General features: G+C 69.1%; 13 protein-coding genes. 5 read left to right on the forward strand and 8 right to left on the reverse strand.

Features of this window, described 5'->3' with window-relative positions; translation table 11 throughout:
* Positions 1 to 4: 4 nt before the first annotated feature.
* Complete coding sequence (locus ACRYA2_RS20275; RefSeq protein ID WP_433632373.1) at positions 5 to 1,210, forward strand: glycosyltransferase family 4 protein; 1,206 nt, start codon at positions 5 to 7, stop codon at positions 1,208 to 1,210.
* 46 nt (positions 1,211 to 1,256) lie between these two features.
* Here the strand turns inward: ACRYA2_RS20275 and ACRYA2_RS20280 are convergent, their stop codons facing one another.
* Both ACRYA2_RS20280 and ACRYA2_RS20285 read right to left on the reverse strand, forming a co-directional pair.
* Complete coding sequence (locus ACRYA2_RS20280; RefSeq protein WP_433632376.1) at positions 1,257 to 2,492, reverse strand: ABC transporter permease; 1,236 nt, start codon at positions 2,490 to 2,492, stop codon at positions 1,257 to 1,259.
* The gene (locus tag ACRYA2_RS20285; RefSeq protein ID WP_433632379.1) at positions 2,492 to 3,241 is read right to left on the reverse strand and encodes an ABC transporter ATP-binding protein; all 750 of its coding nucleotides are present in this window, start codon (positions 3,239 to 3,241) and stop codon (positions 2,492 to 2,494) included. Before ACRYA2_RS20285 ends, ACRYA2_RS20280 begins: the two co-directional genes overlap by 1 nt.
* A gap of 285 nt (positions 3,242 to 3,526) precedes the next feature.
* Between ACRYA2_RS20285 and ACRYA2_RS20290 the strand changes: the two genes are divergently transcribed.
* Entirely contained in the window at positions 3,527 to 4,558 is a 1,032-nt protein-coding gene (locus tag ACRYA2_RS20290; RefSeq protein ID WP_433632381.1) for a helix-turn-helix transcriptional regulator, read from the forward strand.
* Positions 4,559 to 4,642: 84 nt separating this feature from the next.
* Positions 4,643 to 5,200 (forward strand): hypothetical protein, encoded by a 558-nt coding sequence (locus ACRYA2_RS20295; protein ID WP_433632384.1) that lies wholly within the window; start codon positions 4,643 to 4,645, stop codon positions 5,198 to 5,200.
* 38 nt (positions 5,201 to 5,238) lie between these two features.
* Here the strand turns inward: ACRYA2_RS20295 and ACRYA2_RS20300 are convergent, their stop codons facing one another.
* The 3 genes from ACRYA2_RS20300 to ACRYA2_RS20310 form a co-directional block, all read right to left on the reverse strand.
* Positions 5,239 to 5,877, reverse strand: coding sequence for a twin-arginine translocation signal domain-containing protein (locus tag ACRYA2_RS20300; RefSeq protein ID WP_433632386.1), 639 nt, complete (start codon positions 5,875 to 5,877; stop codon positions 5,239 to 5,241).
* A gap of 197 nt (positions 5,878 to 6,074) precedes the next feature.
* Positions 6,075 to 6,602 carry a hypothetical protein gene (locus ACRYA2_RS20305; protein ID WP_433632389.1) on the reverse strand — a complete coding sequence of 176 codons (528 nt, stop codon included), beginning with the start codon at positions 6,600 to 6,602 and terminating at the stop codon, positions 6,075 to 6,077.
* Between the two features lie 54 nt (positions 6,603 to 6,656).
* Positions 6,657 to 8,105, reverse strand: a complete 1,449-nt coding sequence (locus tag ACRYA2_RS20310) for a glycosyltransferase family protein (RefSeq protein ID WP_433632392.1) — start codon at positions 8,103 to 8,105, stop codon at positions 6,657 to 6,659.
* A 141-nt stretch (positions 8,106 to 8,246) separates the two neighbouring features.
* Here ACRYA2_RS20310 and ACRYA2_RS20315 point away from each other — a divergent pair, with 141 nt between their 5' ends.
* Entirely contained in the window at positions 8,247 to 9,110 is an 864-nt protein-coding gene (locus ACRYA2_RS20315) for an SDR family oxidoreductase (RefSeq protein ID WP_433632394.1), read from the forward strand.
* A gap of 1 nt (position 9,111) precedes the next feature.
* Here ACRYA2_RS20315 and ACRYA2_RS20320 read toward each other — a convergent pair whose 3' ends face one another.
* Together ACRYA2_RS20320 and ACRYA2_RS20325 are read right to left on the reverse strand one after the other, a co-directional pair.
* Positions 9,112 to 9,816 carry a helix-turn-helix domain-containing protein gene (locus tag ACRYA2_RS20320; protein WP_433632397.1) on the reverse strand — a complete coding sequence of 235 codons (705 nt, stop codon included), beginning with the start codon at positions 9,814 to 9,816 and terminating at the stop codon, positions 9,112 to 9,114.
* 89 nt (positions 9,817 to 9,905) lie between these two features.
* Positions 9,906 to 10,355 carry a hypothetical protein gene (locus ACRYA2_RS20325; protein ID WP_433632399.1) on the reverse strand — a complete coding sequence of 150 codons (450 nt, stop codon included), beginning with the start codon at positions 10,353 to 10,355 and terminating at the stop codon, positions 9,906 to 9,908.
* A 131-nt stretch (positions 10,356 to 10,486) separates the two neighbouring features.
* On the opposite strand from ACRYA2_RS20325, the gene ACRYA2_RS20330 reads away from it, so the two are divergent.
* Entirely contained in the window at positions 10,487 to 11,251 is a 765-nt protein-coding gene (locus ACRYA2_RS20330) for a geranylgeranylglyceryl/heptaprenylglyceryl phosphate synthase (RefSeq protein WP_433632402.1), read from the forward strand.
* A gap of 116 nt (positions 11,252 to 11,367) precedes the next feature.
* Here ACRYA2_RS20330 and msrA read toward each other — a convergent pair whose 3' ends face one another.
* Entirely contained in the window at positions 11,368 to 11,907 is a 540-nt protein-coding gene (gene msrA, locus ACRYA2_RS20335; RefSeq protein WP_433632405.1) for a peptide-methionine (S)-S-oxide reductase MsrA, read from the reverse strand.
* Positions 11,908 to 11,967: the final 60 nt, after the last annotated feature.

The following is an 11,967-nucleotide window of genomic DNA, read 5'->3' on the forward strand; positions in this document are numbered from 1 at the left end:
GGCCGTGCACCTGCTCGTCGCCGCACACGACCTGTATCCGGACTCCGGGTCCGGCGGTACCGGTCGCTACGTCTACGAGACAGCGCGTCGCCTCCTCGATCGCGGACATCGCGTCTCGGTCGTCACACGACGACGCGGGGATGCACCGCCGCGCGGTACCGTCGACGGAATCGACGTCTACCGTTACGACATCGACATCGCCGGCGAGCGGGGGGACCGCGTGCTCCGCCAGTTGCCCGGCGCGCTCCGGCGCGTCGCCGACGCCGTGACCGAAGCGAACCGTCGCGCGCCCGTCGACCACGTCAGCTTCCAGGGACCCGTCACCTCGCTGTTCGTCGACCGGTGCGTCGACGATTCGGTCCCCCGCTCCGCCACCTTCCACAGTCCCTGGCCGACCGAGTACCGCATCCGCGCTCGCGAGGAGAGCGGCGTCTCCAACCCCCGGCGCGAACTCAACGCTCGCGCCCGCGCCGCCGTCGAGCGGTACGTCCTCGGGCAGGCGGACCACGTCGTCACGCTGAGCGACTACATGCGCGAGCAGTACCGTCGCGTGTACGACGCGCCGGCTCAGGCGAGCGTCATCCCCGGCGGCGTCGACGTCGAGCGGTTCGAACCGGCCGTCGACGACCGGTACGACGTCGAGGGCGACCCCGCGCTGCTGACGGTGCGCCGACTCAGCCCTCGGATGGGTCACGACCTGCTGATCGACGCCTTCGCGCGGGTCGCCGACGACCATCCGGGCGCACACCTCCACGTCGCCGGCGACGGCCCGCTGCGGGCGGACCTGGAGCGCCGCGCCGCCGACCGCGGCGTCGCCGACCGGACCACGTTCCACGGCTACGTCCCCGACGCCGACCTGCCGGGCGCGTACGCCGCCGCCGACCTGTTCGTCCTGCCGACGACGCAACTGGAGGGGTTCGGCCTGGCGACCCTCGAAGCGCTGGCCGCGGGCACACCCGTCGTCGCCACCCCGGTCGGCGGGACGACGGAGGTGCTCGATGGGCTGGACGACGCCGTCCCGGCCGACCCGCTCGCCAGCGAGGCGACGCCCCCCGCGCTCGCCGACCGACTGGACTCGTGGCTCGACCTCCCGGACGAGAGACTGCGGGCCGCGGGCGGTGCCAGCCGAACGCACGCCTGCCGGAACTTCACCTGGGAGTCGACCGTCGACTCGCTGGAACGCTTCTACGAGAGCAGGCTCCGGGAGTGATTCCTGCGCGTCTCTCCCCCGGTGGAGGGGCGTCGACGCGACAGGGTCACTCGTAGCGCAGCGCGTCGATGGGGTCGACGCGGGCGGCGCTCCAGGCGGGATACAGTCCGGTCACGACGCCGACGCCGATACCGACGACGACGGCGATGGGCACCCACTCGACGGCGAACACCAGCGGCAACCCGACGTACTCGGTGGCGAGGTAGCCGCCGAGCGCGCCGAGCGCGACGCCGAACAGCGAGCCGAAGACGCCGAGCAGCACCGCCTCCAGCAGGAACAGCTGGAGCACGTCGCTGTTCTGCGCGCCCACCGCTTTCATGATGCCAATCTCCCGCGTCCGCTCCGTCACCGACACCAGCATGACGTTGGCGATGCCGAGCGACGCGACGACCAGCGAGACGACGGCGATGCTCGTGACGAACGTCGTCAGCGTGTTCAGTATCTCGCGCACCTGCTCCACGAGGTCCTCGTCGGTCCGAACGTGGAACGAGTACGCGTCCGGGCGGAGCGTCGCGGCGTCCGAGTTCCGCCGGAGGTAGCGCCGCACCTGCCGCTTGGCCGCCGGAACGTCCTCGTGATCCTCGGCGACCACGGTCAACAGCGGGTAGACGCGCTGGTCTACCCCCTGCGAGGGGCTCTCGACCGTCTGGCCGTAGAAGGGGTCCGTCGGCACGTACACCCGGGGCACGCTCGACTGGCCCTCGAACTGGTCGGTTCCCTGCGAACTGTTGAGGACGCCGGCCACCGTCGCCTCGACCCGGCGGCCGTCGGAGAGGCGAACGGTCACTCGGTCGCCGACCGACGCCGTCCGATCGAACATCCGCGCCGCGAGCGGGTTGAGCACGACCTGCCGGCTCCCCTGCTCGAACGGGCCGCCGGCCGCGAACTCCTGGCCGTCGAACTTGGCCGGCGTGGTGGCGACGACGTTGCTCTGGCTCACCGTGTTCCCGCGGTACGTGACCGAGGCGGTGGCGACGAAGCCCCGCGGTACGACGTCCGCCACCCCGTCCAGCGAGCGAATCGCAGTGACGTCGTGGCTGGTGAACACGGGCTGGGCGGACGCCCCGGGCTGGCCGTTCGACTGGCCGGCCCAGGCGTACATGTTCGGTGCGCTGTCGCCCGCGACCTGGGAGACGATGTCGGCCTGGAGGCTCGTCCCCAGCGTGGCCAGCGTGACGACGGCGGCGATGCCGATGACGATGCCGAACGCCGACAGCGACGACCGAATCCGGTGGCTCCCGATGGCGCGGAGGCTCATCCGCAGCGTCTCCGCCGGGTCCATCAGCGCGCCTCCTCGACCCGGCGCGGCGTCTCGACCTCCTCTATCTCCTCGATTTGACCGTCCAGCAGGTGGACGATGCGCTCGGCGTGTTCGGAGATGTGACGCTCGTGGGTCACCATGAGGATGGTGTTGCCGTCGTCGTGGAACTCCTGGAACAGGCCCATTATCTGGCGACCGGTGTCGCTGTCCAGGTTCCCCGTCGGCTCGTCGGCGAGGATGATGGCGGGGTCGTTGACGAGCGCACGGGCCAGGGCAACCCGCTGGCGCTGCCCGCCGGAGAGTTCGTTCGGACGGTGGTCCTCCCGGCCCCGGAGACCGACGCGGTACAGCAGCTCCCGCGCCCGGTCCCGGCGCTCCGACCGTCCGACTCCCCGGAACACGAGCGGAAGCGCGACGTTCTCGACGGCTGTGAGCCGCGGCATCAGGTTGAACGTCTGGAAGACGAACCCGACCTCTTCCCCCCTGACGGTCGTGCGTTCGCTTTCGGACAGTTCCGTCACCTCTCGGTCGTTGACGTAGACGGTCCCGTCCGTCGGCGTGTCGAGACAGCCGATGAGGTTCAGAAGCGTACTCTTGCCCGACCCGCTCGGCCCCATCACCGCCGTGTACGAGCCCCTGGGAATCGACAGCGTCACCCCGTCGAGCGCGTGAACTTCTTCTCCGAGCTGGTACGTCTTTCGCACGTCTCGTAACGTCACCGCGTCGCCCGGCCCCCCATCGGACCCGGCAGCCGGATGGCTGTCGGCCATGTACGCAGTAGCATGCCGAGCATCTAAATCCTGGCCCATCTCCCGGGGGCGCACCGCGAAAAATTAACTCCGCGGGGGCGGACCCCTGCGACGGAGCGGTCCCGGTCGCACGAGCGACGGCACGCCGCCGACGCGACCGCCGATTCGGCGGGGGACGACCGTTCGCCCCGAACCGCCCGAACGTCCCGGACCGCCGGGGGTTCGTGGCCGCGCACGCATACGTGTCAGCCGATAGTCCGGAAGCAGTACGTTCTTTGGCACCAGCGACCTATCTCGGTAGGGGAAATGGGGGGTCGGCTAGTCAGCGTCTCGCTTCTCGTGCTCGTCGTCGGGAGCGTCGTCGCCGGGAGCGTGCTGGCGAGCAGGACCGTTCGCGCGGAGCGCGTCGACGGAGTCGACGCGGCCACGACGGGGACCGCCGACATCGAACGAGACAGCGTCTTCATCCGGGTCGACGTGGCCGAAAACGGGACGGCGCAGTGGCGCATCGAGTATCGAACCCGACTCGACGACCCGAACATCACCGCGGCGTTCGAGAACCTCCAGCGGGACATCCGCTCGAACCGGACGGCGTACAGCCGAGGCTTCTTCGACGGTATCCGCGGGACCATCGCGGCCGCCGAGAACGCCACCGGTCGCGAGATGGCCGGGACCAACTTCGGCGTCGAGAGCGAGGTGCGACGGCTCCCCCGGACGTACGGCGTCGTCGTCTACCGGTTCACGTGGCACGGGTTCGCGGCCGTGACCGGCGACCGCATCCGGGTCGGAGACGCCCTCTCGGGGTTCTTCCTCGACAGGAACGAGCGGATGCTGGTCTCGTGGCCGAGCGGATACGAACTGGCCGAGGTACGCCCGCCGGCCGACGCCCGCCGGAAGGACGCCGTCGTCTGGCGCGGGCCGGTCGACTTCGGTCCACGCGAGCCGCGGATGGAGATGGCCAGGTCGACCGGATTCGCCCCCCACAGACTCGGAATCGCCCTCGTGCTCGTCGCGCTCACGACGGTCGTCGGTGGCTTCTGGGGGCTGTATCGGCGGCGCGGGACCACGCCGCTCCAGGCGGTGCGACGACTCGCGGGCGCGACCGACGACGGACCGACCGACGACCCCGACCCGGAGCTGTTGAGCAACGAGGAACGGGTCGTCGACGTTCTCGAACGCCACGGCGGGCGGGCGAAACAGCAGGCGGTCGTCGAAGAACTCGGCTGGACCGAGGCGAAGACCAGCCAGGTCGTCACGCAACTCCGGGAGGACGGAACGATAGAGAGTTTCCGGCTCGGACGGGAGAACGTGCTGTCGCTCGCGGACGATGACGACTAACTCGCGCGAAACGGACGGTACAGCCAGCTTACTCGCCCGGACTATCGTCGGTGTATTTCATCGATGACGGCGTATCGACGGGCGATGCGACGAACACTGCTCCTCTGGATCGTAGTCGGGGTCCTGCTCGCCGCCACGACGCCGACCACGGTCGCACAGGAGCGGTCCTGCGCGGAGTTACTGCGCGAGGGCACCGTCACGAGCGAACCGGGAGAGCAACTCGCCGACGTGGTCGGGGCACAGGAGTCGGCGGTCGAGACGGAGATAAACGACCGCTGGTTCGACGCCAGACTCGCCAACGCCACGACGGTCGAGGAACGGGCCGACATCGTCGCCGACGAGCGCGAACGCATCGAGGAACGGCTGGAGACGCTCGAAGACTGCCGTCGGCAGCTGGCCGAACGACGGCGGAACGACGCCGTCGGCGAGGAGACGGTTCGACGGTGGCGAGACGGACTCGAGACGCGGAGCGCGGTGCTGCATCGGCGCGTCAACGAGACCGCCGTCGAGGCCGGGAAACTCCCCGCGACCGCGCGCGAAGGACACGACCTCACTCCCGAGGCCCTCACCGACCTCGAACGACGAATCGTCGAACTGCGCGAGTCGCTCGAAGAAACGGCCAGAACGACCACACCCGGGTGACCCGGCCGCGTCGGTCTTCGTCCGGTCGTCGAACCGGCTTACTGGTCGAGTTCGAGCGTGACCGTCAGCGGCCCCTCCGTGGAGTCGAAGACGAGCGACCCGGAGTAACGGTAGTCGTCGGTGCCGCGTCCGCCGACGGCACCGCTGACCTTCGTACCGTCGACGACGGAGTCGCCACCGTCCGCGTTCGGTCCTTTCCTGACCCGTCCCGTCACCCGGAACCGGTAGCTGACATCTTCGCCCTCCGCCTGTATCGTGATTCCGTTCGGCAGGGCCGGCTCCTTCGCTTTCTTCGTTCTCTTCTTCTCGACCCTCTTCCCGTCGACGACGACGTCGACGTCGCCTTTCAGTATCTCGAACGAGGTGATCTCTCCGGAGAACTTGAACTCGTCGAGTTCCCCCTTGGTGTCTATCCGTCCGAGAACCGTCCGGTGGCCCCGTATCTCATCCGACGCTCCCGCGCTCGGTCGCCTCGCCACTTCGCCGCTGACCGTGAACCTGTACCTGGCGGGCACGGTCAGTGCTTTCACGGTTATCGTTCGAGGCTTCGGGTGGCCGCTGGCCTGACCCGAGAGCAGGCCCCCGGCGACCCCTGCGGCGGTCGTGCCCTTCAGGACGGTGCGTCTGCTAACCGCTCCGTCGGTCGCGTCGCGTTCCTCGTTGCGTTCGTCGGTCATCCCCATCCCCCGCCACGACTGCAACGGGCGGACCCGTCAACCCCGGTCATCGTCACCGTCGATAGCGTCGGGTTCAGCCGAATCAATCCCGCTTTCGAGCGGAAACGACCGATTTACGCTGACGTCCGGCGACCAATCGTCCGTTTTTCGACGCGCCCCGTCGACGGAGCGACGCTGCTCGGACGTCGCGTCGGACGCTACTCGGCGGACCCGCCGGCGACCCGGTACTCGTCTAGCCACGGCGGCGCGGCGCGGTCCTTGCGCCACTCGAAGAGGTCGCGCTTCTCGTTGGCGTAGTATCGCCGGTAGGCGTCGACGTAGTCGTCGGCCGTCCACTCGCCGGTCACCTGCGGCGGGTCGCCGGGGGTGCCGGGCCAGTCGAGGGCGGCGACGCGTTCGCAGTCGAGTCCCAGGACGGTCTCCCACGAACCGTGGCGGTCGTCCGGTTCGTGGTCCCAGCGGTACTGCCACTCCTCGTGGGCACGGGCCGTGTACTCGTAGAGGTACCGCCAGTTCTCGTGTGCGCGTGCGGCCCACTGGGTGAGAGGATGGTCGGCGTGCGTGAAGTAGAGGTCCTCGCGTTCCGCCTCGTCGCCATACCCCCGCAACTGGACGGCGGTCGTGAGCACCATCGAACACTCGAAGACGCTGCTGGTGACGTGGCTGTCCACGAGCCACCGGGCGGCCTGCGCGAGGTCGCGGTCCAGCCAGAACGCGTTGACCACGTCCGGCAGTTCGAACCGCGCCGGGTTAGGGTCGTCGGCCGACGACGACGAAGGTCACGCCCATCGGCCGGTCCGGACGAACTCGGGGGGCTCTCCCGCTCCGCTGTCCTCGTAGCCCAGGTTCCGGAGCGCGTACAGCGCGTCGGTACGGGAGTACGTCTCACGGTCCGTGACGGGGCGGCCGCCGTCGGTGTACTCCGCGGTGCGTGCGACCAGTTCGTCCAGCGCGAACCCGACGTCCGACGCACCGGCGAGGTCGTCCAGCGCCCGCTCGACCGGCGCGTCCGCGCGGTCGACGTCGTACGCCGCGACCTTGGCGGCGACGCGCTCGCGGAGGTCGCGGTAGGTCCGGCGACCGCACGCGTCGGGGCTCCGGACCTCGCGAACGCGGTCGAGGAGTCGCCGGTTCGCCGCGACCGCCTCGTCCCACCGCTCGACCGCCCGAACCGCGAGCGCCTCGAGGTCACCGGGGTCGGCGACGAGGTCGTACCCTTCGGGCACACAGTCGTAAATCCAGGGCTCGTCCCGCAGGAGCAGGACCTGGCCGCTCGCGGCCTGTTCGAACGGCGTCCGGGCCATCGTCTCGTACTCGCTGGCGCAGACGGCGAGGTCGCCCCGCGAGAGGGCGTCGCGGTACTCCGCCGGGGACGCCTCGGAGCGGGTCTCGACCCACGGCAGGGCGGCGTACTCCTCCGGAATCGCCTCCATGCTCGTCATCACGGTCCGGACGCCGAACCGCTCGTGCAGCGTCTCCGCGACCCCGAGCACGTCGTCCGCGCACTTCTTCTCCCACAGCGAACCGGCGACGTGGAGCCACTCGGGGCGGTCGGCGTACGACTCCTCGAACTCGCCGAACGCGATGGGGCTGCCCGCCTCCACGGCCTCCCCGAGCGTCACCTCGACGAGCGCGGGGGCCAGCAGGTCGGCGGCGTGCTCGCGGAACGCGGCGGCGTCGACCCCGGCGGTGAACCAGACGCCGTCGGCGAACGCCGCCCCGGCGAGTTCCATCCCCATCTGGAGGCGCTCGCGGTACCGACAGTAGCGGAACTTGAACGGAACCTGGAGGTCGTGGACGTTCGCCACCAGGTCGAAGGGCGCGACGTCGGCCGCCCAGTGGTCGGTGTGGACGAGCAGCCACTTCTGGAGCGTGACTCGGCCGGTCCGTCGCTGGTCGACCACCGCGTCGACGTACCCGCCCCGCTCGTAGACAGCGTCGGCCAGCGCGGTCAGTTCGGCCTCGGTGTAGCCGTGTTCGGTGAACGCGGTTCGCTCGGGATGGTCGGCGAGGAACGGTTCGGCCTCCACGAGGGTGACGCGCTCGCGGTCGGCCAGCACGTCGGCGCGGTCGTAGCCCGCTCGCTCGCGGGGCGGCAGCAACCAGTAGACGTGGAGATGCTCGTCGCGACGGAGCCACTGTTCGACCCACGTCACCGCGTCGCTGAGCGTCCCGCTGCTGCTGGCGTCTCCTGGCCGGTAAATCTCCGGTACGACGAGCACGCGCATCGGTTCTCACCGCGTCGCCACCGAGTACGACGGAGAGCCGTTTGTATCTCCGGGCCGTCTTCGGGATCCCGGTCGGCGAGCGCCTCCTTCGTTCACATGTCAACCCGACGCTTCTCGCCGCTGGCGCGCGTCGGGACGACCATGCCAGACGACTCCGACCGCGTGGAACCGCCGGAACTCGACCCCAACGAGGTACTGTACGTCGACGACGACCGCTTCGCCGCCGACAACGTCGCCATCGTCACCGGCGCGGCCTCGGGCATCGGGCGCGCCACGGCGTTCGCGCTCGCCGCGAACGGCCTGACCGTGGTCGGGACCGACGTGGACGAGGCGGGTCTCGACGGGACCGCCGAGCGCGTCGCCGACTGCGACCTCGACGGGCGCGTCGCGACGGTCGCCGCCGACCTGACGGACGCCGACGAGATAGCGGCCCTCGTCGACGCCGCGGCGGACGAGGGGACGGTGAAGTACCTCGCGAACGTCGCCGGACTCCAGCACGTCGACCCCATCGAGGCGTTCCCGGCGGAGCGGTTCGACCGCCTCCAGGACGTGATGGTCCGCGCGCCGTTCCTGCTCGCGAAGGAGTGTCTCCCCCACATGCGGGCCAGCGAGGACGGGACGGGATGCGTCGGCAACATGGCCTCCGTCCACGGCCACTACGTCACCAGCGACAAGGTGGCGTACAACGTCGCGAAGTTCGGCATCCGGGGGCTCACGCAGTCCATCGCCGCCGAGGGCGACGGGAGCGTCCGCTCGTTCTCGGTCAGCACGGGCTACGTGAAGACGCCGCTCGTGACGGACCAGATTCCGGACACCGCCGAGCAGCGCGGCATCTCGGTGGACGAGGTGGTCGAGGATGTGATGCTCGGGCAGTCCCGGGCGTCGGAGATGATGACGCCCCTGGAGGTCGGCAACCTCTTCGTCTTCGGCTTCTCGAAACACGCCGGCCACCTGAACGGCGGCGACCTCACCGTCGACGGCGGGATGACGCTGACGTACGAGTGACCTACTCCTCCAGTTCGTCCAGCGCCTCGACGACGCGTTCTATCATCTTGCGCTGGCCGCGCCGGAGGTTCTTGGATACGGCCGGCTTGGAGACGCCGAACTCGTCGGCGAGGGCGCCGAGCGTCGCCGACCGCGGACTCTGGAAGTAGCCGTCCGAGACGGCGGTTTCGAGGGTCTCGCGCTCCACGTCGGAGAGGTCGCGACAGCCCTCGATGAGCGTCATCGCCGCACCCGCGTTCTGGACGAGCGACTGGAGGTCCGTGACGTCGGTCGACTCGCGGGAGACCACGTCGAACTCGTTGTTCCACTCCAGTTCCGAGAGCGCGCCGTCGGCGGTGTCCTCGTGGTCGAAACCGACGTGCCACAGTTCGCTTCCGTCCTCGATGTAGAACGGACCGGTGATGTAGCCGTCGTGGTCGCGGATGGCCCGCATCGCGTCGGTTTCGCCGATGGTCGTCCTGATGTGGGCGACGTCGTCCTGCTTGGAGAGCAGCGAGCAATCGCGCATGTTGTCGTGGTCCTGGAGCGACTGCAGCCCGGAATCGAGCTCCCCCCGGTCGTCGCCCTCGACCACCAGCCGGGTCTCCAGTTCCCGCGCTCCCCGGTCGAAGTCCCAGTGGATGGCCGAGTAGGTCACGCCGTGGTCGTCGGACGTGTCGATGAACGGGCAGTCGTACTGCTCCATGTCCATCGTGATGTCTATCATGGGTGCCCTGCCTTGCTAACGCGTTCCATACGTCAGCACTGTTAAAATAGTTTCTCTCTATCACGGCGAGCGTGCGAGTTTCGGTGGCGTCACGCCATCACCAGCCGGACGACCACGGCGACGACGAACAGGCTGCCGAGCAGCCACAGTCCCGCGAGCACCGCGGTCGCGCTCCCGATCCCCCGGGAGCGGGCGGACTGGTAGGTACCCCAGAAGACGTAGCCGCCGAACACGGCGGCGGTGACGAGACCGAGGGCGAGCCACGCCCCCTGGCGGACCGGGCCCGTCGCGCCCCCGACGAGCACGACGGCGGCCGCCGCTCCTCCGAGCGCGAACACCAGGAACCCGACGAACCACGCGACGGGGCTGCGGGCCGCGTCCGCGACCACGTCGAAGCCGTCGCGGCGGTCCCGCGCAGCGCGGGCGGGACGCGCCGGACCGGCGACCCGCCAGTCGAACGAGCGAGCGAGCGCGACGACCACGCCGACTAGGACGAGACCGAACACGACCGCGCTGGCAAGGTGACCGGGAGACGCCATACGTAACGTACTATCGTGTACGTCTTCGAGCATAAGCGTTTCTCTCGACTCGTCGAGAGAGCCCTGCACTGCCGAAATCCGACGAACGGGAGAACCTCAACCTTTACTCCCTCGGGTTCGGTTCGACACGTATGAAACTGCGCTGGGACGAAATAACACACGTCACGAAAGCCGACCCGGCGAAGGACCTTCCACCGGACCTCGGGGTCCTCGACCGGACGGACGCGGTGATGGTCGGAGGGTCCGACGGGGTCACGGTGGAGAACACGCTCGACACGATTCGGGCCATCAAGCGACGGTTCCCGGAGAAACCGGTGTTGCAGGAGCCGTACAGTTCGAGCCACGTCTCCACGAACACGATGGAGGCGGCGGACTGCCTCGCCGTCCCCGCGGTCTACAACGGTGACAGGGAGCACTTCGTCGGGAAGCACGTGGACATCTTCACCGAGGTCGGAAGCAAACCGGAGGAACTGCTCGGAACCGGGCTACCCGTTCTCGGCGACCTCATCGCGTCGAAAGGCCTCGACGCCGTCTCGCAGATGACGAACGAAATCGTCGGCGAGGGATACGTCGTTCAGAACCCGGCGTCAACGGCAGCGGACGTCACGGGCGCCGACGAACCCTACACGGGCGAAGAGGTGGCGGGTGCAGCGCTGGCGACGGAGGCCTTCTACGGCTTTCCCGTGTTCTATCTCGAGTACTCCGGAACCTACGGCGGCCCCGATGACGTGGAGGCGGCGGCGACGCACCTCGACGACACGGTGCTCCTCTACGGTGGCGGTATCGACGGCGAACGCCGGACGCGGGAGATTCTGGACGCCGGTGCCGACGCCGTCGTCGTCGGAGACTGCTTCCACGACGACCCCGCGAGTTTCCTGGAGACGATTCCCTCGTGACAGACGTCCGGGCCTCCGACGGAGTGCCGCGCGGCGTCCGCCGGCCGCCGAGCGAATGCACGCTCGTTTCGCCCCGGCCCCCGACGGAACGTGCTCGGGTCGCTGACCCGGGCCGTTCAGGCCTGTTTCAGCTTCTGCTGGAACTTCTCGCGCACCTTCTCGACCTTCGGCGCGGCGTGCATCTGGCAGTACGCGTCGTTGGGATTCTTCTCGAAGTAGTCCTGGTGGTTCTCCTCCGCGCGGTAGAACGTCTCCAGCGGCTCGATCTCCGTCACCACGTCGTCGTCGTACTCCTCGTCGAGCGCCTCGACGTACGCCTCGACCCGCTCGCGCTGTTCGTCGTCGTGGTAGAGGACGATGGAGCGGTACTGGGTGCCGACGTCCGGGCCCTGGCGGTTGAGCTGGGTCGGGTCGTGGGTGGCGAAAAACACCTCCAGTAGCTCGTCGTAGGTGATGACCTCGGGGTCGTACTCGACCTGGACGACCTCCGCGTGGCCGGTGTCGCCCGAGCAGACCTGCCTGTAGGACGGGTTCTCGACGTGACCGCCGGCGTACCCCGAGGTGACGGACGCGACCCCGTCGAGTTCCTTCATCGCCGCTTCGGTACACCAGAAACAGCCGCCGCCGAACGTCGCGCTACGGGATGTCTCGCTCATACCCGTGGTTGGAGTCCGAGTCTCATGTATCTGACGAGCAGTTCGAGCCGTCACCGGAGG

Source organism: Halomicrococcus pelagicus, assembly GCF_050954125.1.

What these genes read in the sequence shown, in the direction of transcription:
- ACRYA2_RS20280 (WP_433632376.1), bottom strand. Translation starts at nt 2,492, where the DNA reads ATGGACCCGGCGGAGACGCTGCGGATGAGCCTCCGCGCCATCGGGAGC.
- ACRYA2_RS20285 (WP_433632379.1), bottom strand. Translation starts at nt 3,241, where the DNA reads ATGGCCGACAGCCATCCGGCTGCCGGGTCCGATGGGGGGCCGGGCGAC.
- ACRYA2_RS20290 (WP_433632381.1), top strand. Translation starts at nt 3,527, where the DNA reads ATGGGGGGTCGGCTAGTCAGCGTCTCGCTTCTCGTGCTCGTCGTCGGG.
- ACRYA2_RS20295 (WP_433632384.1), top strand. Translation starts at nt 4,643, where the DNA reads ATGCGACGAACACTGCTCCTCTGGATCGTAGTCGGGGTCCTGCTCGCC.
- ACRYA2_RS20300 (WP_433632386.1), bottom strand. Translation starts at nt 5,877, where the DNA reads ATGACCGACGAACGCAACGAGGAACGCGACGCGACCGACGGAGCGGTT.
- ACRYA2_RS20310 (WP_433632392.1), bottom strand. Translation starts at nt 8,105, where the DNA reads ATGCGCGTGCTCGTCGTACCGGAGATTTACCGGCCAGGAGACGCCAGC.
- ACRYA2_RS20315 (WP_433632394.1), top strand. Translation starts at nt 8,247, where the DNA reads ATGCCAGACGACTCCGACCGCGTGGAACCGCCGGAACTCGACCCCAAC.
- ACRYA2_RS20320 (WP_433632397.1), bottom strand. Translation starts at nt 9,816, where the DNA reads ATGATAGACATCACGATGGACATGGAGCAGTACGACTGCCCGTTCATC.
- ACRYA2_RS20325 (WP_433632399.1), bottom strand. Translation starts at nt 10,355, where the DNA reads ATGGCGTCTCCCGGTCACCTTGCCAGCGCGGTCGTGTTCGGTCTCGTC.
- ACRYA2_RS20330 (WP_433632402.1), top strand. Translation starts at nt 10,487, where the DNA reads ATGAAACTGCGCTGGGACGAAATAACACACGTCACGAAAGCCGACCCG.
- msrA (WP_433632405.1), bottom strand. Translation starts at nt 11,907, where the DNA reads ATGAGCGAGACATCCCGTAGCGCGACGTTCGGCGGCGGCTGTTTCTGG.